Origin of the sequence: Promicromonospora alba, from assembly GCF_042654905.1 — a bacterium.
GTDB lineage: Bacteria > Actinomycetota > Actinomycetes > Actinomycetales > Cellulomonadaceae > Promicromonospora > Promicromonospora alba.
Map to the genome: position 1 here is coordinate 624,949 of NZ_JBHSFI010000004.1, position 24,342 is coordinate 649,290.

Genomic DNA, 24,342 nt, shown 5'->3' on the forward strand with positions numbered 1-24,342 from the left:
GGACCTTACCGGCATATGCCGAAGTAGAGCGTATGTCCGGACACCCGCTCTACTTCGGCGGCGCTGATGCACCGAAGTAGAGCGGGCGTCCGGACGCCCGCTCTACTTCGGCGTCAGCGGGTCAGCCGAAGATGCGCGGGAGGGTGGCCTCGTGCGCCTCGCGGGCCTCGGCCAGCGGGATCTCGAACTGGCCCTCGATCACCACGGCGTCGCCGCCCGTGGTGCCGAGGCGGAGCACCGGCACACCGGCGTCCTCGGCGAGGTGCGTCAGCTCGCCCTCGTGCTCGGGGTCGACCGCGACGATCACGCGCCCCGTCGACTCGGAGAACAGCGCCACGAACGGGTCCACCTTGTCGCGACCGGTCACGCCCTCGAGCGCTACCGACGCGCCGACGCCGAAGCGCAGCGACGCCTCGAGCAGCGCCTGGACCAGGCCGCCCTCGGACAGGTCGTGCGCGGCAGCGGCGAGGCCGGTCTTCCGCGCCTCGACGAGCGCCGAGGCCAGTGCCTTCTCGGCCGCCAGGTCCACGCGCGGCGGCAGACCGCCGAGGTGCGAGTGGACGACGTCGGCCCACGCCGAGCCGTCGAGCTCGTCCCGCGTCGTGCCGAGCAAGAGGAGCGACAGCCCCTCGGTCCGCCAGCCGGACGAGAGCGCCGTGCTGACGTCGTCGAGCACGCCGAGCACGCCTACCACGGGGGTGGGGTGGATCGACGAGTCGATCTGGCCGGGCTCGCCCGTGCCGTTGTAGAGCGAGACGTTGCCGCCGGTCACCGGGACGCCGAGCTCCTGGCAGGCGTCGGCGAGGCCCTCGATCGCCTCGACGAGCTGCCACATGGAGTCGGGGTGCTCGGGCGAGCCGAAGTTGAGGCAGTCCGTCACGGCGAGCGGCTCGGCGCCCGACGTGGCGACGTTGCGGTACGCCTCGGCGAGGGCCAGCGCGGCGCCCGTACGCGGGTCGAGCTTGCCGTAGCGGCCGTTGGCGTCGGTCGCGAGCGCGACGCCGAGTCCGGTGGACTCGTCGACGCGCACGACGCCGCTGTCGTCGGGCTGGGCGAGCGCCGTGTTGCCCTGGACGAACCGGTCGTACTGGTCGGTAACCCACGCCTTGGAGGCGAGGTTGGGCGAGGCCAGCAGCGTCAGCGCGGTCTCGCGCAGCTCCTCGCCGGACGCCGGACGGGCGAGGCCCGCCGCCGTCGTCGAGTCGGCCTGGAGCGCGTCCTGCCACTCCGGACGCGCGTAGGGCCGGTGGTAGACGGGCCCTTCGTGCGCCACCGTCTTCGGATCGACGTCCACGATCCGCTGGCCGTGGTGGTCGATGGTGAGGCGGCCGGAGCCGTTGACCTCGCCGATGACGGCGGTCTCGACCTCCCACTTGCCGGTGATCGCGAGGAACGCGTCGAGCTGGTCCGGCCGCACGACGGCCATCATCCGCTCCTGCGACTCCGACATGAGGATCTCGCCGGCGTTCAGCGTGGGGTCGCGCAGCAGGACGTCGTCGAGGTCGACGTGCATGCCGCCGTCACCGTTGGAGGCGAGCTCCGAGGTGGCGCAGGAGATGCCCGCGGCGCCGAGGTCCTGGATGCCCTCCACGACCTTCGCCTGGAAGAGCTCGAGGCAGCACTCGATGAGCACCTTCTCCATGAAGGGGTCGCCCACCTGCACGCTCGGGCGCTTGGCGGGAACGCCGTCCTCGAATGTCTCGGACGCGAGGATCGATGCGCCGCCGATGCCGTCGCCGCCCGTGCGGGCGCCGAACAGCACGACCTTGTTGCCGAGGCCGGTGGCGTTGGCGAGGTGGATGTCCTCGTGCCGCAGCACGCCGAGGCACAGCGCGTTGACCAGCGGGTTGCCCTGGTAGGAGCCGTCGAAGACGAGCTCACCGCCGATGTTCGGCAGGCCGAGGGAGTTGCCGTAGCCACCGACGCCGGAGACGACGCCGTGGACGACGCGTGCCGTGTCGGGGTGGTCCACGTCGCCGAAGCGCAGCTGGTCCATGACCGCCACGGGGCGCGCGCCCATCGAGATGATGTCGCGGACGATGCCGCCCACACCGGTCGCGGCGCCCTGGTAGGGCTCCACGAACGAGGGGTGGTTATGCGACTCGACCTTGAAGGTGACGGCCCAGCCGTCGCCGATGTCGACGACGCCGGCGTTCTCACCGATGCCGACGAGGAGGTGCTCCTTCATCTCGTCGGTCACCTTCTCGCCGAACTTGCTCAGGTGCACCTTCGACGACTTGTAGGAGCAGTGTTCGCTCCACATCACCGAGTACATCGCGAGCTCGGCCGCTGTGGGGCGGCGGCCCAGGATGTCCTTGATGCGCTGGTACTCGTCCTCCTTGAGGCCGAGCTCTCCGTACGGCTGCACCTCATCAGGGGTGGCCGCGGCGGTCTCCACCGTGTCCAGTCTCGGGACGGCGGGAGTCGTGCGGGAGGGTGCCTGGGACGCGGGCGCGGTCATGTAGTTCCTCGCGTGCGGGGTAGGTTTCTTGGCGCCGGAGCGCCCCGCCAGTCTACGACGCGTCACGTGCCGGGGCGGTCGACCGCCATCAGATGTGGTCGGGGTCAGAGCTGGGAGTCGTAGACGCGGACGTAGTCGACCACCATCTGCTGCGGGAGCTGCGTGGTCCCGTCGGGGTATCCGGGCCAGTTGCCGCCCACTGCGACGTTCAGCAGGAAGAAGAACGGCTGGTCATAGACCCAGGGGTTACCACCGACGTCGGCGGTGGTGCGGGTCTGGTAGACGGTGCCGTCCACCGACCAGCTGATCCGGCCGGGCGCCCAGTCGATGGCGAAGGTGTGGAAGTCGTCGGCGAAGGACCAGCCCTGCGGGTGCGTGTACGCCGCGCCGATGCCCGCGCCGCCCGAGTAGCCAGGGCCGTGCAGGGTGCCGTGCACCATGTGGGGCTCGAAGCCCACGTTCTCCATGATGTCGATCTCGCCCGAGTCCGGCCACGGGACGCCGTTGCCGATCTGGCCACCGAGCATCCAGAACGCCGGCCAGATGCCCTGACCGCGCGGAATCTTGATCCGGGCCTCGAGGTGCCCGAACTTCGGCTGCACCTTGCCCTGTGTGGTCAGCCGGGCCGAGGTATAGCCGCCGTTGCCGTCGCGGCGCGCCGTGATGACGAGGTTCCCGTTGCCGTCCAGCGCGGAGTTCTCGCGCGAGCTGGTGTAATTCTGCAGCTCGTTGTTGCCCCAGCCGCCCGCGCCCGTCTCCAGGTTCCAGTTCGCGGGGTTCGGGGCGCTGCCCGCTGCGCCGTCGAACTCGTCGGACCAGCTCAGGGCGCCGACGGCGGCGGGCGCGGCGGCAGACGCCGGTGCCGAACCGGCGTCGGGTGCCTTGGGCGCCGCCGCGGAGGCCACGAGCGACGCCGCCAGGACGAACGTCATGGCAGCGGCGGCCGTGGCCGTGGTGCGGATGGTGCGGTGTCTCGTGCTACGCATCGGACGCTCCTTCGCGAAGATGTGTTTCCCCCGCCACACGGGGGCGGGACGTGCATGCGGCCGGTCGCACCGGCATGGTGGGGCGACGCTACTTTTCACCCGGTCGGTGGGACAAGATGGTGAAAACACGTAGCCAGAGCCGCCGCCGACCCTTCAGTCCGGCTGAACGGTCAGCCAGTGATATGCGATAGACGTGCACGGTTGCTCGGAACGACGATGGCCGCATGCCCCTGCGCCACTCGCTCCTCGCCGTGCTCGTCATGATCATCTGGGGCGTCAACTTCCTGGCCATCGACTTCGGCGTCGACGACGTACCGCCCGTGCTGTTCGTCGCGATCCGCTTCGTCGTGGTCCTGATCCCGGCGATCTTCCTGGTACCCCGGCCGGCGGCCGCCCTCAAGGACGTGCTGGTGGTGGGCCTGTTCCTCAGCCTCGGCCAGTTCGCCCTCCTGTACACCGCCATCGCGCTCGACCTGCCACCCGGCCTGGCCTCGCTCGTGCTCCAGGCGCAGGTGGTCCTCACCGTCCTGTTCGCGAGCGTCGCGCTCCGCGAGCGACCCACGACGCCGCAGCTCGTCGGCGTCCTGCTCGGCGCGGTGGGCCTGGTGATCGTCGGTGTCGGCCGCTCGGCGGCGACGCCTGCGCTCGCGTTCCTGCTCGCCATCGCGGCCGCGGCGTCGTGGGCGACCGGCAACGTGATCGTGCGGCGGCTGGGTTCGGTGACGCAGGCGGCCGGCACCCGGCAGAGCCCGCTGGCAGGCCTGTCGATGACCGTGTGGTCGGCGCTCGTCGTGCCGGTACCGATGTTCGCCTTGTCCCTGGCGCTGGACGGTCCTGCCGCCGTGGGGTACTCGCTGACACACCCGACCTGGGCCGCCGTGTTGTCGACCCTGTACACCGCCTGGCTGGCGAGCCTGGTCGGCTACGGCATCTGGAACACGCTGCTGGACCGGCACCGGGCGAGCGCGGTGGTGCCCTTCACCATGCTGGTGCCGGTAGTCGGGATGACGGCGGCCTGGCTCGTGCAGGGTGAGGTGCCCAACGTGGCGGAGGCCGGCGGTGGCCTGCTGCTCCTGCTGGGTGTGGCGATCACGTCGGGGCTGCTGCGGTGGCCGGACCGGCGGCGCTACAGCCCCGGCACGTAGCTACAGCTCCAGCACGTAGACGAGCAGGTCGACGCCGGGCACGGGCGCCCAGTCCCGGCTGGGCTCGCGCACGAACCCGAGCCGCTCGTAGAGCCGGTGCGAGCCGTGCGCGACGGGCTGGGTGGACAGGACGATCCGGCGTGTCCCCGCGGACCGCGCCATGCACTCGCGCATCAGCGCGGTCCCGGCTCCCCGGCCCTGGGCGTCCGGCGCGACGCCCAGCATGCGGACCTCGGCCTCGCCGTCCCGGGCGATGTCGGTCATGGGACCGCCGTGCGGCACGAACGTCACGCCGCCGACCACCACGCCGTCGTCCAGCGCCGCGATGATCTCGGCGGCGTCCGCCCGGCTCGCGACGTCGCGCAGGACGTCCGCGTAGAACTCGGAGCCGGGGGCGTCGAGCTGTCCGTCAGCGAAGAACGCCTCCGCGACGATCTTGCCGATCGCCTCGTACTCCGCCGGCACGGCGTCCCGCACCTCGATGGGCCTTCGTTCGCCGGCCCGCACCTCGCCGGTCCGCACCTCGATCGCCTGTCCCTCGTCGCTCATGCGACAAAGGTAGGCCGCGCCTCTGACAGTGTCCGCCGCATATCCGGTGCAGCACTCCTGCCCGCGCCGCGGGGCGCGCCCTGCGAGCGCCGCCGCACGCGGCCGCCCGGCTTGTACACGGAGAGCACGGTCGCGACCGCGAGCAGGGTGAGCGACACCGCTGGCGGAAACACGAGGAACGAGATGTCCGTCGCGGGGAGCCTGCCCGCCTCCGTCGCGACACCGGCGGCGCCGACGTCGGCCATGCCCGGCCGCAGCGCCACGACGATCAGGACGCACAGCAGCACGTTCAGGACGAGCTTGACCGCGACCCACCAGTAACGAACCAGGCCCCACTTGGTCGCGAGACCGAGCAACAGGCCCGAGCCGAGGCAGACCAGTGCCGAGACGAGCATCGGGGTCACCACGAACTCGGCGAGAGCCCGCAGGGCGAGGCCCCGGACGGCGTCCGAGCCGCCGCCCAGACCCACCCCGACGAGCACGGCCACCAGCACGTCGATGCCGATCCACGCACCGGCGGCCACGAGGTGCACGGTGAGCACCGCCTTGCGTGCCCGTGGCGCCAGCCTCATGACGTCACCTTCCGCGTACGAGGTGCGGAGTCCGGCCGTACCACCAGCAACGTCCCCGCCACGAGCACGACCAGGACGCCGATGGCCCGCAGTGCGGTACCCGCGCCGAGCAGCGGCTCGGCGAAGCCGAGGTTGCCGAGGCTCCCCGTCAGGATCACGCCGGCGGCCTCGGCGACCGCCACGACCACTGCGACGACGGCGGGCCAGGTCCGGGTGCGGAACACGGCGAGCAGTACTGCGGCGACGACCATCAGCACGACGGCCGGCGGCACGATCGGCACCGGCGCCCCGCCGGCCCGCACGACGTAGATGCCGATCGTCGCGACGACGAGGCCGGCGACGGCGACTCCCCTGAGATTCATGATCCTGTCCCTCCTCGGACGCCGGGCGGCGCCTCTGCGTCCCAGCCTCCCGGCCAGGGCCCGGCACGGAATCGGCTGTGGGACGGCAGTCGCGCTGCGTCGTCCGACGTGGTGGCGGTGGCCCGTCTACGCTCCCGGACGTACGGCGGTGTACGGCGCGCAGGGGGTGACGCCCGGTCCGCCGTCGGACACAGTGGGGCCGGAGGTGAGGAACATGGGGAAGCCACGTCTCGTGGACGTAGGAGTGACAGCCGCGCTGACGGCGCTCACGCTGGTGTCGTTGCCGTTCCTGGAGGCGTCGGCCGGGGTGCGCCCGGTCGACGGCCTCGCGTACGCGCTGGCGGTCACCGCGGCGGTGGGGACGCTGTTCCGCACCCGCTGGCCGGTGGTGACGCTCGGTGTGGTCACCCTCGCGACGGTCACCTACCTGCTCCTCGACTTCCCGTACGGCCCGGTGATGGTGTGCGTCGTGGTCGCGGTCTACTCCCTGGCCCGACGGCGTCCGCTCCGCGCCGCCCTCCTGTGGGGCGCTGCGACGCTGGCCCTCCTCCTGCTGCACGTCTTCACGCATCCGGGCGCGCTTCCCCTGCCGACCGGGCTGATCCCGGCGAGCGCCATCGTGGCGGTGCCGTTCAGCATCGGCGTGGCCCGGCGGATGTGGCACGAGGCCCGGTCCGCCGAACGGGACGCGGCGGAGCAGCAGGCGCGCGACGACGAACGGCTGCAGCTCGCGCACGAGGTGCACGACGTCGTCGGGCACGGGCTCGCCGCCATCCAGATGCAGGCGGACATCGCGCTCCACCTGGGCCGGCCGGAGGACGCCACCACCGCGCTGGAGGCCATCTCGAAGGCGGCGAACGAGGCGCTGACCGAGCTGCGCACCACGCTTGCGGAGATCCGACCGGGTACCGCGTCCGGCACGGGTCCCGAGCGTGCGCCGACGGCCGGGCTCGCCAACCTGGAGGTGCTGGCGCAGCGGGTGCGTTCGGCGGGGGTCGCGGTCGACCTCGCGATCGGCGGCACGTCCCGGCCGCTGCCCGACGCCGTGGACCTCGCCGCCTACCGCGTGCTCCAGGAGTCGCTGACCAACGTGGTCAAGCACGGTGCCGGGGCGGCGGCGCGGGTCGAGGTGGGTTACGAGCCGGACCTGGTCCGGCTGTGCGTCAGCAACCTGCGCGTCCGCGACCCGCGCGCCCCCGACGGCGGCTTCGTCGCCGGTTTCGGCATCACCGGGATGCGGCATCGGGTCGAGTCCCTGGGCGGACGGCTCGACGCCGGCCCCGTCGACGAGTATTTCGAGGTGCGGGCGACACTGCCCGCCGGAGGTGTCGCATGATCTCTGTACTGCTCGTGGACGACCAGGACCTGGTGCGGATGGGCCTGCGCGCCCTGATCTCCGGCGAGGCGGACGTCACGGTCGCCGGTGAGGCCGCCGACGGCATAGCCGCCGTCGCGGAGGCCCGCCGCCTGCGGCCCGACGTCGTGCTCATGGACATCCGAATGCCCGGCATCGACGGCATCGAGGCGACCCGGCGGATCGCCGAGGACCCTGCCCTGACCGCAACGCGCGTCGTGGTGCTCACGACGTTCGAGCACGACCAGTACGTGGTCGACGGCCTGCGCGCGGGGGCCAGCGGCTTCCTCCTGAAGAACACGCCGCCGGCGGACCTCGTCACCGCGATCCGCACGGTGCACGACGGCGGCGCGCTGCTGGCGCCGTCGGCCACGCGCACGCTGATCAGGGAGTTCACCGCCTCGTCGCCGCGCGCGCCCGTGCCGCACCCCCGGATCGGGGACCTGACCGATCGCGAGCACGAGGTGGTCTGCCTCGTGGCCCAGGGGATGAGCAACCACGAGATCGCCGAGCACCTCGTCCTGAGCCCCGCGACCGCGCGGACGCACGTGTCGCGCGCGATGATCAAGCTCTCCGCGCGGGACCGCGCCCAGCTCGTCGTGTTCGCCTATCAGTCGGGACTCGCGTGAGCCCATGCCGCTCTGGGTGCCGCTATTGAGTAATCGCGTAACAAAGATGTCATCGGGGGGTTCCCGGCGTTTACCCGACAGTGGTTTCATTCGGACATGAAGCTGCTTCGAACTTTTCCGAAGGTTTCCTTCGAGTTCGGGCTCTCCTCATGGCAGTGGTTGGGGCTTCGCGAGCAGACCCCGCGCTTCGCGACCTGTTTCGGCGACATCTTCCTCGAGTCGCTGGACGGATGGTGGTTCCTGGACACGGTCGAGGGCACGCTCGAGCTCCGCTGGGCCTCGGCAGTCACGATGTACGCCGAGCTCGAGTCGGCAGAGGGCCGCGCCACGTATCTCATGGACGACCTGGTCCGCGACGCCCGGAACCGCGGCATCCACCTCGGCGAGGAGGACGTCTACGCCTTCAACCCGCACCCAGCCCTCGGCGGTGAGCTCGGCGTGAACGGGCTCAGCGCCGTGCGTTTCGAGCTGGCGGTCAACTGGGTCGGGCAGATGCACGACCAGCTGCTGCACAGCCCGGGCGAGATCCGCCTCCCCCCGATGCCCGACGACGGCCGCCGCACCGGCGCGTCCCGGGCCACCGCGGCCTGGGACGGCGCGTGGTCGGAGGACGAGACCTTCGACGTGCCGTTCGAGCAGTACCTCGCCACCACCACCTTCGCTGCGGTCGCCGCGCCGGGCCAGAGCACCGGCACCCGGACCGACCGCACCCGGCCGTACAAGGCCAAGAGGTACGCGGCGCCTGCCGAGCCGGAACAGCCCGCGCCACTCCCTTCCTCGCCCGCGCCGTCCTGGTCGGGACAGAGCGAGGCCGCCGCCTGGTCAGAGCAGACCGAGGCCACCGCCTGGCCGGGACAGACCGAGACGGCGCAGCAGTGGCCGGAGCCGAGCCAGGCGCACGAGCTCGCGACGCCGCTCGACGGGTACGCGGTGGAGTACGACCCCTCGCACCCCACCGCATACGCCGCCGCCGAACAGTACGGAACGGGATCAGACGATCGGTGGACCGGCGGGTCCGACGCACCCCAGGACTGGCTCCCGTACAACAACGACCAGGGCAGCGGCGGCCAGGATCACCCCGGCCAGGCCGGCGCCACGTGGAACAGCCCCGGCTGGGGCAGCTCGCCGTGGGCCGGCACCACGTGGGACAACCAGGCACCGGCCGTGGCGGCCGGCGGCAGCCCGCAGCAGGCGCCACGGACCGCCGACCCGTTCACCGCGTGGGACGACCTGTGGGGGAAGCGCTGAGCCGCTGCCGCCGAGCGGCCGCTGCTTGACGTACCACCGGTGCCGCCGTCGGCCGTTCCGGGCGGAGTCGACGCTCACGTTCGATCCGCGCGACAAGGCTCAGCTCGCCCGGCGTGGTGCTGCGCGCGTGCTTCAGCAGGCGGGTCTCCAGCGCCACCCGGTTGCTCCGCCCCAGCCCGTCCGTATAGCCGAGGATGGTCTGCGCATGCGCGTGGGTGATGTGCCCGCCGCGCAGTGCGGCAAGCGTGCGGGGATGCTCGTGCACCAGCGCACGGGACTCCTCGATGAGCGCGATCGCCGAGCTCTCCGGCATCCGCAGGACCCTGGCCAGCCGCTCGACGAGCTCGGGTGCCAGCCCGGCCGGTTCCTCCGCGTCCACCTCAGGAGCGTCGAACAGCTCGGGCTGGTCGGCCACCCACTCCCGGACCGATTCCATGAGAACTGCCCGGGAGGCAGCGAGCGAGGCAAGGAGCGCGTCGACCGCAGCCACGGCGTCGACCGCCTCCGTAAGATCCGCGAACCCGTTCGCGAACCCTGACTCGCGCGGTGCCGCAGCACCACGCGGAGACTGGCCCGGCACATCGGCGGGACCACGAGTCACCAGCACCTTGTTCGAACGCATGTTCTAAAGATAGGGGCTGACGCCGACACGCGCCACCCAGCGCGCCGTCCCGTGTCGATCACCCGCACAATGGGGAGGTGCCGATCCGACGAGCCGCCCAGTCGCCCCTCGCCGCGTGCGTCGCACTGGCCACGCTCCTCGCCCTGAGCGGCTGCGGCCTCGCCGACCGGGCAGGCGGCGCACGGGGCGCGGACGCGGAACCGACGCCCACGGCGACGCGTTCGGCACAGCCACCCGGACGGTCGCAGACACCCGCCGGCGGCCGGCCCGAGCAGCGCACGACCACGGTCACCCTGGGCGACGTGGTCCTCGAGGTCGTCACCCTGAAGGCCGCCGACGTACGGGCGGACGAGGACGGACCGGGCACCCGGACGGTCACCCTCACGCTCGCCCCCGGACGCTCAGCACGCCTCGCGCTCGCGTCCCCCGGCGCACTCGACGTCGACACGGACGGCAGCATCACCGTGCTGGACGGCGACGGCGACCCTGTCGCGGCGATCGGCCCGCCCGCACCGCCGTCGGACACGGAGGACGACGCGCCCCGCATCGAGGTCACCGACGTCGACGCCACCCACGCCCTCGTGGAGGTCGAACCGGTCGCGCCGCTCCAGGAGTCGGAGTCCCCCGCGCCCACGGACCGGGCCGAGCTGCTGCCCGTCACGTTCGTGGTCGGGACACAGGCGATCGAGAGCGCGACCTGGGGCGAGAACGAGGGCGGACGCTCGCTCGCCGTCGACCCGACGGACTGGGCGCGGTACGCCGGCCAGGCGGGGCTGGACCTGATCCGCACCCAGCTGGTGGCCGCCGAGCCGGACGCGGACACCTCGACGATGGGCGACCAGCTCGTGTGCCACGCGGTGGGGGCACCCGACAAGTCCACGTGGAACCTCGAACCTTGGCGGCCCGACGTCGGGCTGATCCTCACCGCCACCGCCCAGTGCAACCCCGTGTGATCACGACGGGCAACCAGTCCTGGCGACCCGCGCCGTGACCTGTTCGTGACCATCGACGTCGCGGTTCGGCGTGCGAAGGTGCCCGGCTTGAGGTTTCCTGGAAACGAGGCGAGGCAGGCTCGCCACACAATCTGATGAGCCCCAGCTCGGCCGGACCCCGCTCATGTGGTCGTGTGCACCAGGCGTCCGACCGCCATCCGCAGGCGCCCAGCGATCCACGGGAGTCCCCTGGGGTCAGGCATTGCTCCTCGGAGATACCTTGGCAGGGAGGCTCCTGATGACCCGTGTACTAGTCCGTGGATCAGTCGTCGCGGTAGGTTGCGGCGCACTGCTCGGATACACCGTCGCGTACCAGCTCGTACCGCTCGCCGTGCTCGCCGCCCTCCTCGGGCTGGCGGGCACCTTTTTCGCCGTGCGGGCGACACCTGAGCCGACGACGGAGCCGGGCGAGCCCGTGACGCTCGGCGGGCCGCTCGCGCGCGGGGCCGAGGACGACGAGCCCTCGAACGAGCCCGTCCAGGCTCCCGTGCAGCAGCTTCCCGTGCCCGTCGTGGCGGCGGTACCCGACGCCGCGTGACCCTGCCCGGAGCATGACGAAGGGGTCTCGACGGGCTCGACCACCGGTGGTCGAGCCCTTCGAGACCCCTCGCCTGCCGCGGCCGCGACGCCGTCAGGCGCTCTTCGCGTCCCGCTTGCGCAGCTCCTTCTCGCTGACCGGTGCCGTGCCGCTCGCGCGCAGCTGGCGGTAGTACGCGGCCGCCTCGTCCTGCCGGACCTTCTCGGAGCCGTCGGCGATCGGGGCGCGCAGGTGGTCCTGCGTGAAGCCCCAGGCGTCGATGACGTCGAGCACGTGGGGACGGAGCTCCTTGAGCATCCGGTCGATCGTCGAGGTCACCGCCTTGGCGCGGCCCGTCGAGAGGCGGCCGTTGGTCAGGTGCCAGTCGAGGTGACGCTCGATGGTCGTGAGCCCGTAGATGTCGCGGAGCAGGGTGAGGACCTTGCGGGTGCCGGCGTCGGACACCTTGCCGATGGCCTTCGTGAACGCGTCCCAGCGCACCAGCTCTGCCCACGCGGCGGCGGACCCGATGAGGCTCACCTGGTTGTCGTCGAAGATCTCCTGTGCACGGATCGAGTCGGCCTTGAGCGCGGGGCGCATGCCCATCGCGGTCGAGGCGACCATGCCCTCGAAGCGTCCGGCGATCAGCTCGCGCTGCACCTCCGCGTCCAGCAGGCGGCCCGCGGCGCGCGCACGGCCGCCGTCGGCCACGGTCTGGCCGAGCCGCTTCAGCGGGAGCTTGTGCAGCACCGCGTCCTTGGCCTGCCCGGCGACGATGCTCGCCACGCCGCCCGGCGACTTCGCCACGTCGGCCATCCGCTTGCCGTGGTCGCCGACGAGGCGCTTGGCCGCGAGCTGCAGCAGCACGTGGTTGTCGCCCTCGAACGTGGTGTAGATGTCGAGGTCGGCACGCAGGCTCGTGAAGCGGTTCTCCGAGAGGAAGCCGGCACCTCCGCAGGCCTCGCGGCACTCCTGCAGCGTGTCCAGCGAGTACCAGGTGGAGGTCGCCTTGAGCGCGGCGGCCGTCGTCTCGAGGTCCTCGCGCATGGCCGGGGTGTCCTCGCGGCCGGAGAACACGGCGTCGAACATGTCGAGCAGCTCGTCGTGCGCGAAGTGCATCGCGTACGCCTCGGCGATCCGCGGGAAGAGACGGCGACGGTGCGTGGCGTAGTCGAGCAGCGTCAGCTCGTCGGCGCCCGCGGACGGCGAGAACTGGCGGCGCTGGTCGGCGTACTTCGTGGCGATCGCCAGGCCGATCTTCGCCGCGGAGATCGCCGCGCCGTCGAGCGATACGCGACCCTGCACCAGGGCACCCAGCATGGTGAAGAACCGGCGGCCGGGGCTGTCGATGGTGGACGTGTAGGTGCCGTCCGGGGCCACCTGGCCGTAGCGGGCGAGCAGGTCCTGCCGCGGCACGCGCACGTTCGTGAAGTGCAGCTTGCCGTTGTCGATGCCGTTGAGGCCGCCCTTCTGGCCGTCGTCCTCGCCACCGACGCCCGGCAGGAACTCCATGGTCTGCGGGTCACGGATCGGCACGTAGAAGCAGTGCACACCGTGGTCGACGCCGTTGGTGATCAGCTGGGCGAACACCGTCGCCGCGACGCCGTGCTTCGCCGCGTTCCCGAGGTACTGCTTCCACGCCCCGCGGAACGGGGTGTTGAGCACGAACTCCTCGGTCTCGGGGTCGTACGTGGCGGTCGTGCCGATCGAGGCGACGTCGGAGCCGTGGCCGGTCTCCGTCATCGCGAACGCGCCGGGCACGCTCAGGTCCATCGCGCCGGGAAGCAGCCGGTCCTGCTGCTCCTCGGTACCGAGGTGCAGGATGGCGGAGCCGAACAGGCCCCACTGCACACCCGCCTTGATCTGCAGCGACGGGTCGGCGGCGACCAGCTCCTCGAACCCCACGAGGTTGGCGCCCGCCTGCGCGCGGCCGCCGAGGCGCTCCGGGAACGCCCGCAGGACGTGGCCGTAGGGCACCATCTGCTTCATCTGGGCGAGGGCGATCTCCCGGTGCTCCTCCTTGGTGATCCCCTCCCGCTTCCAGAGCTCGGGGTGCGTGGCCACCATGTGCCGAGCCTCGGCACGCTCCTCGGCCCAGCGGCCGAGCAGCATCTGCTCCAGGGCAGGCACGTCCACGCGGGTACCCGACGCCGGCCGGGTCGCCACGGGTGCGGGCGCAGCGGCCTCGGTGGCCGTGGGGGTGGTCACGGGCTCGGAGGTGGTCGTCATCGGGTTCTCCTCGGTATTTCGGCCGGCGGGCCAGGTGCTGGGTTTCGGGAGGGTGGGTCGAAGAGCGTTCGGGGTCAGGCGGTAACTGGTGCGGAACCAGGACGGTTGTGGTGCAGCACGCCCACCGGGCCGGTCCAGAGCCAGAGCGTCACGCGCTCGGTGAGCTCTTCCCGGGTCAGCGGGCTCGACTCGACGTTGCGGTGGCCGAGCCACCACTCGCCGGAGCCCCGCACGAAGCCGACGGCGCCGGCCGCCCAGGCGGCAGCATCGGCCTGGGGGACGTCGGTGGCCCGCGCGAACGGCTCGGCGACGAGCTCGATCACCGAGTCGAGGTAGGCACCCAGCGGGTGCAGGTCGACCGGCGTCGTCGGGACGGCGGCGTCGGCCGCCTCCTCGGCGGCCGTGGCACGACGGCCACGACGTCCGCTCTCGACCGGCGCCGGCTCGTTGCCGCCGATGGCGGTGCGGGTGACGAACCAGTAGACGTTGGGCGAGCTCTCGATCATCTCGAGGTAGACCCGTACCATCTCGCGCAGCGCCATCTCAGGGTTGTCCGCGCGCTGCGCCGCGGCGCGCAGCGCGTCGTGCATCTGCATCACCACGGTCTCGGCGACGGCGAGCCGCAGGCCCGCCTTGTCGTCGAAGTACCGGTAGACGATTGACTTCGACGTACCCGCCGCGGCGGCGATCTCGTCCATCGAGACAGCAGGTCCGAGGCGGTGCACAGCCTTGCGCGCGGCCCGGACGAGCTCCGCCCGGCGTGCCGTGCGGTGGTCGTCCCAGCGGGTCGAACGACCGTCGACTCCGATGCTCATCGGTCCGCCTCCCCACCGTGACTCGCTAGAGGTCTTGTGATTCGTCTCACGAGACTGAGAGTATCAGGTACTGTGAGTCCTGGGCACCACCCCGGGTGCGAACCGGGTAGCGGCCTGTCCTGGCCTCGACGAGGCTCGATCTACGAAGCCACTTGCCCGACGACGAAGTGAGAAGGAACAGCGACGTGTCCACTACCCCCTCCCCCGTCCCGTCCACGCGCGAAGCCGTGATCATCGGCGGCAACCGCATCCCGTTCTCCCGCGCCGGCAAGAAGTACGTCCGGACCAGCAACCAGGACATGTTCACCGCAGCGCTCGAGGGCCTCGTCGCCCGGTTCGGCCTGCAGGGCGAACGCCTGGGCGAGGTCGCGGGTGGCGCCGTCCTCAAGCACAGCAAGAACTTCAACCTGATCCGCGAGTCGGTGCTGGGCTCCTCCCTGTCGCCGACGACGCCCGCCTACGACGTACAGCAGGCGTGCGCCACGGGTCTCGAGGCCGCCATCGCGGTGACCAACAAGATCAAGCTGGGCCAGATCGAGTCGGCGATCGCCGGCGGCACGGACACCGTGTCGGACGCGCCGATCGTCGTCAGCGACCGCCTGCGCGCCGCACTCCTGGACGCGAACCACGCCAAGACGACCAGCGCGAAGATCAAGGCGCTGCTCAAGGTCCGCCCGAAGGACCTGGCCCCCGCCACCCCCGGTACCGGCGAGCCGCGCACGCACCTCTCCATGGGCGAGCACCAGGCGATCACGACCGCCAAGTGGGGCGTGTCGCGCGAGGCGCAGGACGAGATCGCGTTCAACTCGCACCAGAACCTGGCCCGCGCCTGGGAGTCCGGCTTCTTCGACGACCTGGTCACCCCGTACAAGGGCCTGACCCGCGACGACAACCTGCGTCCCGACACGTCCCTCGAGAAGCTCGCGAAGCTCAAGCCGGTGTTCGGCACCAAGCTCGCCGAGCCGGCGAGCATGACGGCCGGCAACTCCACGCCGCTGACCGACGGCGCCTCCGCCGTCCTGTTCTCCTCGCGCGAGTGGGCAGAGGAGCGCGACCTCCCGATCCTGGCGAAGTTCGTGGATGCCGAGACGGCCGCCGTCGACTTCGTGCACGGTCACGAGGGGCTCCTCATGGCGCCGGCCGCCGCCGTGCCGCGTCTGCTGGCCCGCAACGGCCTGACCCTCGAGGACATCGACTTCTTCGAGATCCACGAGGCGTTCGCCTCCACGGTGCTGACCACGCTCGCCGCGTGGGAGGACGAGGAGTACTGCCGCACCGAGCTCGGTCTCGACGGCGCGCTCGGCAAGATCGACCGCAGCAAGCTCAACGTGAACGGCTCCTCGCTCGCGGCGGGCCACCCGTTCGCGGCGACCGGCGGACGCATCATCGCCACCGCCGCGAAGCTGGTGGCCGCCAAGGCCGCCGAGACCGGCCGTCCGGCACGCGCGCTCATCTCTGTCTGCGCGGCGGGCGGCCTCGGCGCAGTCGCCGTCGTCGAGTCCGTCTGAGCCCAGCGCGCAGCGAAGGGTGAGGGCCGAGGAACGGGGCACTCGCCCGTAGCGAAGCAACGGGCTCAGACGGTAAACGACACTGCCTGACCCTCGCTCCACAGATCGGAAGGAATTTCGTGGCTGACCAGCCCGCCCCGTCAGACAAGTACACGGTGGCCGTGAACCGCGGCTTCACCAAGACCATCGCCAAGAAGCTGGGCCTCCCCCGCCCGGCGATCCTGCGCCGCTACGCCGCCGACGCCCCGCTCACGGTGGGCCCGGTGCTCGTCGTGTCGGACGGCGCCTCGGCCGGCGACGCCGACGCGATCGCCAAGTCACTCGGATCGTGGGACGTCGACGTGCGTCGTTCCACCGAGGGCGCCGACGACGTCCGCTGGGGCGGCGTCGTGCTGGTCGGCACGGCCGCCGAGTCCCCGGAGGCCGTCTCGGAGGCGGTGCTCACCCTCGGCGGCACGCTCCGCAGGCTCGCGGGCAACGGCCGGGTGGTAGTCATCTCCCGCGCGCCGGAGGCCGGCGACTCGCCGGCCGTCGCCGCCACCCGGGCCGGCTTCGAGGGCTTCACGCGTTCGGTGGGCAAGGAGCTGCGGGCCGGCGCCACGGCGAACGGCGTGCAGCTCACCGGTGGTGCCGCCGCCGACTCGATCTCCGCGCTCGGCGCGCTCCGCTTCTTCCTGTCCGCCAAGTCGGCGTACGTCGACGGCCAGGTGCTCCCCGTCGGTCCGGCGGACGACCTCGACGACGTCGACTGGCAGCAGCCGCTGGCCGGCAAGGTCGCCGTCGTCACGGGTGCCGCACGCGGCATCGGCGCGGCGATCGCGCGCACCCTGGCCCGGGACGGCGCCAAGGTGGTGGTCGTGGACGTGCCGGCCGCCGGTGAGTCGCTGGCCGCCGTCGCGAACGAGATCAAGGGCACCGCCGTGCAGCTCGACGTGACCGCCGCCGACGCGGGCACCAAGATCCTGGAGGCGACGCGGCACCTCGGCGGCCTCGACATCCTGGTGCACAACGCGGGCATCCTGCGCGACAAGCTGCTCGCGAACATGAAGCCCGCCCAGTGGGACGCCGTCATCGCGGTGAACCTCGCGTCGCAGCTGCGGATCAACGAGCAGCTGCTGGCCGCCGGGGTGGAGGGGCTGCGCATCGTGTCGCTGGCCTCGACGTCGGGCATTGCGGGCAACAAGGGCCAGACCAACTACGCGTACTCGAAGTCCGGCGTGATCGGCCACACGGCCGCCACCGCGCCGCTCGTGGCGGAGCTGGGCGGCACGGCCAACGCGGTGGCGCCGGGCTTCATCGAGACGGAGATGACCCGGTCGATCCCGTTCGCGACGCGCGAGGTGGGCCGGCGCATCATCCCGTCGCTCCAGCAGGGCGGTCTGCCGATCGACGTCGCGGAGGCCATCGCCTTCCTGTCGTCCCCGGTGGCTCGCGGCGTGAACGGACAGGTGCTGCGCGTCTGCGGCCAGTCCATGCTGGGCAAATGACAGAGCTGACAGTTCCGGGAGCACCGGCGTCGTACGACGTGACAGAGCTGGCCCAGCTGCCGAGGCTGGGCGGCCTGTTCGCCAAGGGCCTCGCCGGCTCCGCGAGCAAGCGCCCGAAGGGCGCTGTCCGGCTGCCCAAGCTGGCATACCAGGTGGCGGACGTCGACACCGCGGGCGAGGTGGCGCACCTCGCGGCGTACCAGCGGCTGCTCGGTGAGCCGTCGTCCGAGGTGCTGCCCGCCGGGTTCCTGCACGTGCTCGCGTTCCCGCTGGCGACCGCCGTCATGGTGCGCGGCGACTTCCCGCTGCCGCTGCTCGGCATGGTGCACCTGCGCAACACCGCACGGGTGCTCCGGCCGGTGCGGCTCGGCGACGCCCTGACCGTGCGGGCCTGGGCGCAGGACGCCCGGGCCCACCGCCGCGGCGTCCAGGTGGACCTGGTCGCCGAGGTGCTGGTCGGCGGCGAGCTCGCCTACCAGAGCGTGTCGACGTACCTCGCCAAGGGCTTCAGGGCGCCCGACGGCGCAGCACCCGACGCTGAAGCCCCGCGCGAGGAGTGGACGGCGCCCCTGCCGACCGCACGCTGGAAGCTCGGCGCCGGCACGGGCCGGGCCTACGGCGCGATCTCGGGCGACCAGAACCCGATCCACACGTCGAGCCTGGGCGCCAAGGCGTTCGGGTTCCCCCGGGCGATCGCGCACGGGATGTACACCGCGGCCCGGGCGCTGGCCGAGGTAGGACCCGCACGCCGCGGCGAGACGTACGAGTGGACCGTCGAGTTCTTCAAGCCGGTCCTGCTCCCGAGCACGGTAGACGTGGCGATCCGCTACGCCTCGGAGGTCTCGACAAGCTCGACCAACGGGGTGGGCTCGACCGAGGGAGCTGGTTTCGTCTACGAGGGCTGGCGCTCTGGCAAGAACACCCGCCACTTCCGAGGCACCGTCACCCCCCTCTGACCACCCCAGGGATCCACGAAGTAGAGCGCTTGTCCGGACGCCCGCTCTATCTCGGCGCAGCACGGCGCGCGAGGTAGAGCGGGCGTCCGGACAAGCGCTCTACTTCGCGGAGGAGGTGGGGAGGACGGGGAGGAGCACCTCTTCCCAGAGGATCGCCCGCTTCGGCCGGAAGAAGCCCGAGTGCCCGATCCGGCTCAGGCCATGATCGGCAGCCCGCAGCTCGACGAACTCGATCGGCGCGTTCGGGAACTCCTTGCTCCAGTACCGGATCGACTCCGGGGAGATGAGCTCGTCGTCGGCGGTCCAGAGGGCGGTGACCGGCGTCTGCACCTTCACGAACCGGTCCCGCAGCTCGGGGTGCTCGCTGAACAGGTAGTCCCGGTGCAGGCACCAGCGCCCCCACTGCCGCATGACGCCGGCCGGCAGGTCGTCCAGGATCCGGAGGCGCCGACCCGGGTAGTAGCCGACGGCGGCGATCGCCACGGGCGCTATGGCTCGCCACAGGAGCGGCGACCAGCGCTTGATCATCGGCACGGCCTTGCCCCGCCAGCCCGTCCCCGAGGCGACCATGACGCAGCTGTCCACGCCGACGTCGGACAGGAAGCCCAGGCTCTGGCCGCCGAACGAGTGCCCCACCCAGGTGAGCGGGACGCCGGCGGCGTCCGCCCGGGCGTGGGCGTGCCCGGCCGCGAGCTCCGCGTCGTGGTACCAGTCCAGGGCGGTCGCCGACGAGTCCCGCATCGGGCCGTAGAGCTCGGGCTCCGAACCGCGGTACGAGAAGGTCAGCACCGCGAAACCGCGTTCCGCGAGCCAGGCCGCGAGGTGCCGGTAGAACCGCATCGGCATGGCCATCGCGGGCGCGATCGTCACGACGCCGACCAGGTCGCCGTCCGGCAGGAACCAGCGGGCGGCGACCGACTCGCCGTCGTCCGCGGGAAGCCTCACGTCCTCGGTGCTCACGTGCCGGAGGGTATCCCGTATCCTCGCCAGGGCGCTGCGAACTTCATCCGGCGGGAGGACCCCATGCTCGGCGACGTGCTCGGCCTGACGAAGTCGCAGTCCCTCGCGTACCGCGACCTCGTGGCTTCCCCGTCCCTCGACGCGGCGGAGCTGGGTCGCCGCCTCGACTGCGACCCCGGCGACGCGCTCGACGTGCTCCGTGCGCTGGAGAGCCACGGCCTGGCCACCCGGCAGAGCGCCGACGACTCCCGCTTCCAGGCAGCGCCGCCCGAGATCGCGCTGGGCGCGCTGCTCGCCCGGCGCAAGGACGAGATCCGCGCCGCGCAGGTCGAGCTGATCGAGCTCGAGGAGGAGTTCCGGCGCTCGTCCGCGCTGCGGCCGGCCACCGACGTCGTCGACGTCGTGCGCGGTGCCGACGCCGTGAAGCACCGCATCATCCAGCTCCAGCTCGGCGCACGCGAGACCGTCGAGTCGTTCACCAAGCCGCCGGTGTTCGTGATGCCAGCCGACGAGAACACCGCCGAAGACCAGGCGGTCGCCCGCGGCGTGCGGTACCGCGTGGTGGTCGACCGCGTCTTCCTCGACACCGGTGTGCTGCGGGTGGACGACATCGCCGAGGCCATCGAGAACGGCGAGGACGTGCGGTTCTCGGAGCGGGTGCCGATCAAGCTGTTCATCATCGACCGCCGGCTCGCCTTCGTGCCGATCCAGACCGTCGTCGAGGCGGGCACCGAGGGATCCGACCTCGCGCCCGACCTGGTGGGCGCACTGATCATCCATCCGTCCGGGCTGCTGGACGCCCTGATCGCCCTGTTCGAGAGCGTGTGGCGGGACGCGACGCCCTTCGCACCGCCGGGCGAACGCGCCGAGACCTCGGAGCTCGACGAGGAGGACAGCCGGATCCTCGCGCTCATGCTGGCCGGTCTGACCGACCAGTCGGTGGCCAACCAGCTCGGGCTGTCCCTGCGCACCGTGCAGCGACGTGTCAAGGTCCTGATGGGCGTCGCCGGCGTCTCGACCCGCATCCAGCTCGGCTGGCACGCCGCACGTAAGGGCTGGATCTGACCGGTCGCTCCATGACAGCGTGAGTCCATGACCACGCTGGCGTGCATCATCCGCCCCTCGACCCCGCCGTCTCGCATCGTCCCGCTCGCCCGCGCCGTCGAGTCGGCGGGCATCAAGGAGATCTGGCTGTGGGAGGACTGCTTCCAGACCGGTGGTATCTCCGCTGCCAGCGCGATCCTCTCCGCCACCGACCACGTCCGCGTCGGGATCGGCGTCATGCCGACGCCCCTGCGGAACGTGGCACTCACCGCGATGGAGGTCGCGACCGTCGAGGGGATGTTCCCGGGCCGGCTCGTCCCCGGCATCGGGCACGGCGTGCAGTCGTGGATGGCGCAGGTCGGCGCCAAGGCCGCGTCGCCCCTGACCCTCATGCGCGAGTACTCGACGGCGCTGCGCGCGCTGCTGGCGGGTGAGCGGGTGACGACGTCGGGCCGGTACGTATCCCTCGACGACGTCGCGCTCGACTGGCCGCCGGCCCAGCCCGTGCCGGTTCCGGTGGCGGCCACCGGACCGAAGTCGCTGCGGCTCGCCGGCGAGATCGGCGACGGCGTCGTCCTGGAGGGCTCGGTCGGCCTGGCCGGGCTGCCCGCCGTGCTCGAGCGGGTCGCCGAGGGCCGGGCGGCCGCAGGCCATGACGCCGCCGCACCGTTCCCGGTCATCCAGAACGTGTCCGCCGCGACCGGCCCCGACGCGGCCACGCGGCTGCGTGCCGAGCTCACCGCCTGGGGCATGGACGTGGCCGGTGACGACGGCCTCGGCTCCTACGCCCTGTGGGGCGACGCTCAGGCGCTGGCCGACGGCGTGCTGCGGTACGGCAAGGCGGGCGCGAGCACAGTGGCCCTCCAGCCGACGGAGGACGAGCCGGACATGGAGCGGTTCATCGAGGTGGTGGGCGCGGCTCAGGAGCTGCTGGCCAGCGCCTAGCACACCGGCGCCGTCGAGGCCTCGACATTCGGCGTCGGCCAAAACTCGTTGAGTCGCGGGGCGCCTTGCCTCAACGTGGTCGCGCCGGGGGACCGCCCTTCCGGCGACGAAGGAGGCGCACCATGAAGAAGTCCGCACGAATCGCTGCCGCGGGCGCCGCAGCTGTCCTGACCGCGGCTGTCGGTGTCCTGGGTGCTGCGTCGGCCACGGCCGCCGACATCTGGGAGTGGAGCACCGACGGCACACGCGTGACGTCAGTTCCGGACAACCGGGAGTTCGGGGACAACCGGGAGTTCGGCACGGACGGCACCCGCGTGACCTCGGTACTGGACAACCGCGACTTCTGAGTCGCACACGACACGACGCCGGGGTCGTACCGTCACGGACGGTGCGACCCCGGCGTCGTGGTGTGCCGGCCGGTCAGGCGATCAGACGTCGCGCGGCGGCGGCGCGAACGAACCCGCCGTACCGGGAGCACCGTCCGGGGCGGCGACAGGCTGGGCCACGGGTGCGGCTGCGGCGCCGACACCCGACAGGTTGTCGAGGACACCTTCGACACGCGAACGCATCGGGCCGATCAGCGCACCGCCGACACCGACGATCAGAATTCCCGCCACGGTAGCCAGGAATGCCACGAGCACAGGCATTGTCACGGTGGTACCGATGCCGATCTGGTTCACCGCGGCGATAACACCGAGCGCGATGATGAAGAACGAGACGACCTTCGCGACGAGCGGGCCGTAGGAAACGCCGCCCATGGAGCCCTGAATGAGGTCCTTCACCGCATTCGCGATGGCACCGGCGATCACCACGATCACGATCGCGACGACCAGGCTCGGGAGCCAGGCGACTATGTCGTTCACGATCGCGCTCACCGGGTTGGTGGGCCCGAACGCGCTCAGCGCGAGCTGTAGCGTGATCAGCAGGATGAAGTAGTAGATGATCTTCGTGAGCAGCGAGATCGGCTCGATGCCCGAGCCGGCGAGGAGCCTGTTGGCCCCTGCCCTCTCCAGCACCCTGTTGAAGCCGATCCGCGTCAGGATCATCCCGACGAACCGGGCGACCGCCTTGGCGATGAAGTACCCGATGAGGAAAACGATCAGGAACACGAGCAGCTTCGGGATGAAGCTTGCGATCGCACCGAGAGCGCTCGTGAGCGGCTCCAGCCAGTCGACCGCGCCCGGCACAACGAGACCTGTATTCAGGAATGGCATATTTCTCTCCCCCTTGCGATCTTTCTCGTCACCTCCTGCACACCGCTGTGGTGCGCCTTAAAAGGTGACAGCACTCCACGAACATATGCCGCAGAAGCACATTCTGCGCGACGGGATTTGCCGCCGCGGCGCACCATCAAGACATTCAGGATCTTTCTCCGTGCGTCAGCCGAGCGCCCGGCCGACGGCGGCGGAACACATAGCCTGGCCGGATGGATGCCCTGCATGAGCGGACCGCCGTCGAGCTCCGCGACCTCCTCGCCTCCGGAGAGCTCACCCCTGCCGAGGTCACCGACCATTTTCTCGAGCGCGTGGAACGGCTGAACCCCGGCGTCGGGGCCTTCGCGACGGTCACTCCGGAGCTCGCCAGGGAGCGGGCGGCAGCACTCCTGCGGGACGGCGACGGGCCGCGCCGTGACGCGTCCCCGGCGTCGGGCAGCCTGTGGGGACTGCCCACCGGCGACAAGGACCTGTGGAACCGCGCGGGCGTGCCCACCGGATTCGGGTCGCGCGCGTTCGCGGACCTGCCGCCGGCCCAGGAGAGCGACGAGATAGTCCAGATCCTCGATGCCGCGGGCATCGTCAGCCTCGGCAAGACCGCAGCGCCCGAGCTCGGTTTCCCTGCCTACACCGAGCCGGTCCACGCCCCGCCCGCGCGCACGCCGTGGGACCTGACCCGCGGCGCCGGCGGTTCGAGCGGCGGGGCGGCAGCGGCGGTGGCGGCCGGCATGCTGCCGTTCGCCCCCGGCTCCGACGGCGGCGGATCGATCCGGATCCCTGCGGCGGCCTGCGGCGTCGTCGGGCTCAAGCCGACGCGAGGGCTCCTGCCCGCGGGCAGCGGCGTCGACTCGCTGGGTGGGCTGGTCGTGAACGGACCGATCGCGCGCACGGTCGCCGACGCCGCGCTCCTGCTCGAGGCGATGCTCCCGAGGCGCGCCGGGGGCGACGTCGCGCACCCTTACTCGCTGCGGGCGCCGTCGTACGAGGCCGGAACCTACCTGGCGACGGCCCAGCGCGCGGCGCTGCCCGCGCCGGGAACGGGCGGACGCGGGCCGGGGGACAGCCGCGCACGCATCGGCGTGACCACCTCGTCGGCCTGGGACGGGTTCTACGACATCAGCGTGTCACCCGAGGCACGCGTCGCGCTGGAGGCCGGCATGCGGGCGCTGTCCGGGCTCGGGCACGACGTCGAGGAGACCGCGCTGGCCGAGGCTCCCGAGTACGCGCCGGCGTTCCGGACGCTGTGGATGGGCGGCGCCTCCGCGGTGCCGATCGACGACCCGGAGACGCTCGGCAGGCTGGAGCCGCTGACGCAGTGGCTGATCCGGTCGGGTCGCGAGGTGCCCGCGCGGCAGCTCGCCGAGGCGGTACGCACGCTCACCGCCTTCGAGCGGTCCCTGGTGGCGCAGATCAGCGCGTACGACGCCGTAGTAACGCCCGCACTCGCCCTCACGCCGAGGCCCATCGGGTGGTACGACGCCGAGAACCCCGAGCGGAACTTCGAGCAGCAGTGCCAGTACACGCCGTTCACGTCGATGCTCAACGTCGCGGGGCTGCCCGCGATCACCGTGCCGACGCACTGGACCGAGGCCACCCCCGAGGCGCCCGCTGGGCTGCCGATGGGCGTGCAGATCATCGGCAGGCCGGGCGGGGAGCTCACGCTGCTGGCGCTGGCGGCCCAGCTGGAGGCGGAGCTCCCCCGTCCGGGGAAGTTCCCGCTCTGACGTGTCAGACGCGCAGGTCACTC

General features: G+C 71.7%; 23 protein-coding genes. 13 read left to right on the forward strand and 10 right to left on the reverse strand.

The features are described 5' to 3' along the window. Nucleotides 1-121: 121 nt before the first annotated feature. Both purL and ACFO6V_RS13785 read right to left on the reverse strand, forming a co-directional pair. Nucleotides 122-2,461 carry a phosphoribosylformylglycinamidine synthase subunit PurL gene (gene purL, locus ACFO6V_RS13780; protein ID WP_377136254.1) on the reverse strand — a complete coding sequence of 780 codons (2,340 nt, stop codon included), beginning with the start codon at nt 2,459-2,461 and terminating at the stop codon, nt 122-124. A 104-nt stretch (nt 2,462-2,565) separates the two neighbouring features. Then, a complete protein-coding gene (locus ACFO6V_RS13785) occupies nt 2,566-3,447 on the reverse strand; it encodes a glycoside hydrolase family 16 protein (protein WP_377136256.1) in 882 nt (293 codons plus the stop codon). Between the two features lie 224 nt (nt 3,448-3,671). Here ACFO6V_RS13785 and ACFO6V_RS13790 point away from each other — a divergent pair, with 224 nt between their 5' ends. After that, nucleotides 3,672-4,592, forward strand: coding sequence for an EamA family transporter (locus tag ACFO6V_RS13790; RefSeq protein ID WP_377136258.1), 921 nt, complete (start codon nt 3,672-3,674; stop codon nt 4,590-4,592). On the opposite strand, the gene ACFO6V_RS13795 is transcribed toward ACFO6V_RS13790, so the two are convergent. Genes ACFO6V_RS13795 through ACFO6V_RS13805 form a run of 3 tightly spaced genes read right to left on the reverse strand, consistent with a single transcriptional unit; the run spans nt 4,593 to nt 6,075 of the window. Continuing rightward, a complete protein-coding gene (locus ACFO6V_RS13795; protein ID WP_377136260.1) occupies nt 4,593-5,141 on the reverse strand; it encodes a GNAT family N-acetyltransferase in 549 nt (182 codons plus the stop codon). It abuts the gene before it with no gap. Next, complete coding sequence (locus ACFO6V_RS13800; RefSeq protein WP_377136262.1) at nt 5,138-5,713, reverse strand: hypothetical protein; 576 nt, start codon at nt 5,711-5,713, stop codon at nt 5,138-5,140. Before ACFO6V_RS13800 ends, ACFO6V_RS13795 begins: the two co-directional genes overlap by 4 nt. Further along, on the reverse strand, nt 5,710-6,075 hold the full coding sequence (locus ACFO6V_RS13805; protein ID WP_377136264.1) for a hypothetical protein: 366 nt from the start codon (nt 6,073-6,075) through the stop codon (nt 5,710-5,712). Before ACFO6V_RS13805 ends, ACFO6V_RS13800 begins: the two co-directional genes overlap by 4 nt. A 214-nt stretch (nt 6,076-6,289) precedes the next feature. Here ACFO6V_RS13805 and ACFO6V_RS13810 point away from each other — a divergent pair, with 214 nt between their 5' ends. The 3 genes from ACFO6V_RS13810 (at nt 6,290) to ACFO6V_RS13820 (ending at nt 9,306) form a co-directional block, all read left to right on the forward strand. After that, nucleotides 6,290-7,411 carry a sensor histidine kinase gene (locus ACFO6V_RS13810; protein ID WP_377136266.1) on the forward strand — a complete coding sequence of 374 codons (1,122 nt, stop codon included), beginning with the start codon at nt 6,290-6,292 and terminating at the stop codon, nt 7,409-7,411. Continuing rightward, nucleotides 7,408-8,058, forward strand: coding sequence for a response regulator transcription factor (locus ACFO6V_RS13815; protein WP_377136268.1), 651 nt, complete (start codon nt 7,408-7,410; stop codon nt 8,056-8,058). Before ACFO6V_RS13810 ends, ACFO6V_RS13815 begins: the two co-directional genes overlap by 4 nt. Nucleotides 8,059-8,154: 96 nt before the next feature. Continuing rightward, nucleotides 8,155-9,306, forward strand: coding sequence for a T6SS immunity protein Tdi1 domain-containing protein (locus ACFO6V_RS13820; RefSeq protein WP_377136270.1), 1,152 nt, complete (start codon nt 8,155-8,157; stop codon nt 9,304-9,306). On the opposite strand, the gene ACFO6V_RS13825 is transcribed toward ACFO6V_RS13820, so the two are convergent. Beyond that, a complete protein-coding gene (locus ACFO6V_RS13825; RefSeq protein WP_377136272.1) occupies nt 9,272-9,928 on the reverse strand; it encodes a hypothetical protein in 657 nt (218 codons plus the stop codon). The two genes, ACFO6V_RS13820 and ACFO6V_RS13825, sit on opposite strands and share 35 nt — an antisense overlap. Nucleotides 9,929-10,005: 77 nt before the next feature. On the opposite strand from ACFO6V_RS13825, the gene ACFO6V_RS13830 reads away from it, so the two are divergent. Then, nucleotides 10,006-10,881, forward strand: coding sequence for a DUF2599 domain-containing protein (locus tag ACFO6V_RS13830; protein WP_377136274.1), 876 nt, complete (start codon nt 10,006-10,008; stop codon nt 10,879-10,881). A 277-nt stretch (nt 10,882-11,158) separates the two neighbouring features. Beyond that, a complete protein-coding gene (locus tag ACFO6V_RS13835) occupies nt 11,159-11,458 on the forward strand; it encodes a hypothetical protein (protein WP_377136276.1) in 300 nt (99 codons plus the stop codon). 93 nt (nt 11,459-11,551) lie between these two features. Here ACFO6V_RS13835 and ACFO6V_RS13840 read toward each other — a convergent pair whose 3' ends face one another. Both ACFO6V_RS13840 and ACFO6V_RS13845 read right to left on the reverse strand, forming a co-directional pair. Then, on the reverse strand, nt 11,552-13,666 hold the full coding sequence (locus ACFO6V_RS13840; RefSeq protein WP_377136278.1) for an acyl-CoA dehydrogenase family protein: 2,115 nt from the start codon (nt 13,664-13,666) through the stop codon (nt 11,552-11,554). A gap of 74 nt (nt 13,667-13,740) precedes the next feature. Beyond that, the gene (locus ACFO6V_RS13845; protein WP_377136280.1) at nt 13,741-14,481 is read right to left on the reverse strand and encodes a TetR/AcrR family transcriptional regulator; all 741 of its coding nucleotides are present in this window, start codon (nt 14,479-14,481) and stop codon (nt 13,741-13,743) included. Nucleotides 14,482-14,666: 185 nt separating this feature from the next. Between ACFO6V_RS13845 and ACFO6V_RS13850 the strand changes: the two genes are divergently transcribed. From ACFO6V_RS13850 to ACFO6V_RS13860, 3 genes are all read left to right on the forward strand, one after another. Next, nucleotides 14,667-15,989 (forward strand): acetyl-CoA C-acetyltransferase, encoded by a 1,323-nt coding sequence (locus ACFO6V_RS13850; protein ID WP_377136282.1) that lies wholly within the window; start codon nt 14,667-14,669, stop codon nt 15,987-15,989. A gap of 119 nt (nt 15,990-16,108) precedes the next feature. Then, nucleotides 16,109-17,476 carry a 3-oxoacyl-ACP reductase gene (locus ACFO6V_RS13855; protein ID WP_377136284.1) on the forward strand — a complete coding sequence of 456 codons (1,368 nt, stop codon included), beginning with the start codon at nt 16,109-16,111 and terminating at the stop codon, nt 17,474-17,476. Beyond that, the gene (locus ACFO6V_RS13860; protein WP_377136286.1) at nt 17,473-18,432 is read left to right on the forward strand and encodes a MaoC family dehydratase; all 960 of its coding nucleotides are present in this window, start codon (nt 17,473-17,475) and stop codon (nt 18,430-18,432) included. Before ACFO6V_RS13855 ends, ACFO6V_RS13860 begins: the two co-directional genes overlap by 4 nt. A 99-nt stretch (nt 18,433-18,531) precedes the next feature. Here the strand turns inward: ACFO6V_RS13860 and ACFO6V_RS13865 are convergent, their stop codons facing one another. Continuing rightward, a complete protein-coding gene (locus ACFO6V_RS13865) occupies nt 18,532-19,392 on the reverse strand; it encodes an alpha/beta hydrolase family protein (RefSeq protein ID WP_377136288.1) in 861 nt (286 codons plus the stop codon). A 63-nt stretch (nt 19,393-19,455) separates the two neighbouring features. Between ACFO6V_RS13865 and ACFO6V_RS13870 the strand changes: the two genes are divergently transcribed. The 3 genes from ACFO6V_RS13870 to ACFO6V_RS13880 all read left to right on the forward strand — a co-directional run bounded on the left by ACFO6V_RS13870 (nt 19,456) and on the right by ACFO6V_RS13880 (nt 21,728). Next, nucleotides 19,456-20,457 carry a helix-turn-helix domain-containing protein gene (locus ACFO6V_RS13870; protein WP_377136290.1) on the forward strand — a complete coding sequence of 334 codons (1,002 nt, stop codon included), beginning with the start codon at nt 19,456-19,458 and terminating at the stop codon, nt 20,455-20,457. A 27-nt stretch (nt 20,458-20,484) separates the two neighbouring features. After that, the gene (locus ACFO6V_RS13875) at nt 20,485-21,381 is read left to right on the forward strand and encodes an LLM class flavin-dependent oxidoreductase (RefSeq protein ID WP_377136292.1); all 897 of its coding nucleotides are present in this window, start codon (nt 20,485-20,487) and stop codon (nt 21,379-21,381) included. A gap of 122 nt (nt 21,382-21,503) precedes the next feature. After that, nucleotides 21,504-21,728 carry a hypothetical protein gene (locus ACFO6V_RS13880; RefSeq protein ID WP_377136294.1) on the forward strand — a complete coding sequence of 75 codons (225 nt, stop codon included), beginning with the start codon at nt 21,504-21,506 and terminating at the stop codon, nt 21,726-21,728. Nucleotides 21,729-21,809: 81 nt separating this feature from the next. Here ACFO6V_RS13880 and ACFO6V_RS13885 read toward each other — a convergent pair whose 3' ends face one another. Then, nucleotides 21,810-22,595 (reverse strand): mechanosensitive ion channel family protein, encoded by a 786-nt coding sequence (locus ACFO6V_RS13885; RefSeq protein WP_377136296.1) that lies wholly within the window; start codon nt 22,593-22,595, stop codon nt 21,810-21,812. A gap of 212 nt (nt 22,596-22,807) precedes the next feature. Here ACFO6V_RS13885 and ACFO6V_RS13890 point away from each other — a divergent pair, with 212 nt between their 5' ends. After that, nucleotides 22,808-24,319, forward strand: a complete 1,512-nt coding sequence (locus ACFO6V_RS13890; protein WP_377136298.1) for an amidase — start codon at nt 22,808-22,810, stop codon at nt 24,317-24,319. Nucleotides 24,320-24,342: the final 23 nt, after the last annotated feature.

Excerpts from the sequence above, each read along its gene's own strand:
- purL (WP_377136254.1), bottom strand. The coding sequence starts at position 2,461 with ATGACCGCGCCCGCGTCCCAGGCACCCTCCCGCACGACTCCCGCCGTC.
- ACFO6V_RS13785 (WP_377136256.1), bottom strand. The coding sequence starts at position 3,447 with ATGCGTAGCACGAGACACCGCACCATCCGCACCACGGCCACGGCCGCC.
- ACFO6V_RS13790 (WP_377136258.1), top strand. The coding sequence starts at position 3,672 with ATGCCCCTGCGCCACTCGCTCCTCGCCGTGCTCGTCATGATCATCTGG.
- ACFO6V_RS13795 (WP_377136260.1), bottom strand. The coding sequence starts at position 5,141 with ATGAGCGACGAGGGACAGGCGATCGAGGTGCGGACCGGCGAGGTGCGG.
- ACFO6V_RS13800 (WP_377136262.1), bottom strand. The coding sequence starts at position 5,713 with ATGAGGCTGGCGCCACGGGCACGCAAGGCGGTGCTCACCGTGCACCTC.
- ACFO6V_RS13805 (WP_377136264.1), bottom strand. The coding sequence starts at position 6,075 with ATGAATCTCAGGGGAGTCGCCGTCGCCGGCCTCGTCGTCGCGACGATC.
- ACFO6V_RS13810 (WP_377136266.1), top strand. The coding sequence starts at position 6,290 with ATGGGGAAGCCACGTCTCGTGGACGTAGGAGTGACAGCCGCGCTGACG.
- ACFO6V_RS13815 (WP_377136268.1), top strand. The coding sequence starts at position 7,408 with ATGATCTCTGTACTGCTCGTGGACGACCAGGACCTGGTGCGGATGGGC.
- ACFO6V_RS13820 (WP_377136270.1), top strand. The coding sequence starts at position 8,155 with ATGAAGCTGCTTCGAACTTTTCCGAAGGTTTCCTTCGAGTTCGGGCTC.
- ACFO6V_RS13825 (WP_377136272.1), bottom strand. The coding sequence starts at position 9,928 with ATGCGTTCGAACAAGGTGCTGGTGACTCGTGGTCCCGCCGATGTGCCG.
- ACFO6V_RS13835 (WP_377136276.1), top strand. The coding sequence starts at position 11,159 with ATGACCCGTGTACTAGTCCGTGGATCAGTCGTCGCGGTAGGTTGCGGC.
- ACFO6V_RS13840 (WP_377136278.1), bottom strand. The coding sequence starts at position 13,666 with ATGACGACCACCTCCGAGCCCGTGACCACCCCCACGGCCACCGAGGCC.
- ACFO6V_RS13845 (WP_377136280.1), bottom strand. The coding sequence starts at position 14,481 with ATGAGCATCGGAGTCGACGGTCGTTCGACCCGCTGGGACGACCACCGC.
- ACFO6V_RS13860 (WP_377136286.1), top strand. The coding sequence starts at position 17,473 with ATGACAGAGCTGACAGTTCCGGGAGCACCGGCGTCGTACGACGTGACA.
- ACFO6V_RS13870 (WP_377136290.1), top strand. The coding sequence starts at position 19,456 with ATGCTCGGCGACGTGCTCGGCCTGACGAAGTCGCAGTCCCTCGCGTAC.
- ACFO6V_RS13875 (WP_377136292.1), top strand. The coding sequence starts at position 20,485 with ATGACCACGCTGGCGTGCATCATCCGCCCCTCGACCCCGCCGTCTCGC.
- ACFO6V_RS13880 (WP_377136294.1), top strand. The coding sequence starts at position 21,504 with ATGAAGAAGTCCGCACGAATCGCTGCCGCGGGCGCCGCAGCTGTCCTG.
- ACFO6V_RS13885 (WP_377136296.1), bottom strand. The coding sequence starts at position 22,595 with ATGCCATTCCTGAATACAGGTCTCGTTGTGCCGGGCGCGGTCGACTGG.
- ACFO6V_RS13890 (WP_377136298.1), top strand. The coding sequence starts at position 22,808 with ATGGATGCCCTGCATGAGCGGACCGCCGTCGAGCTCCGCGACCTCCTC.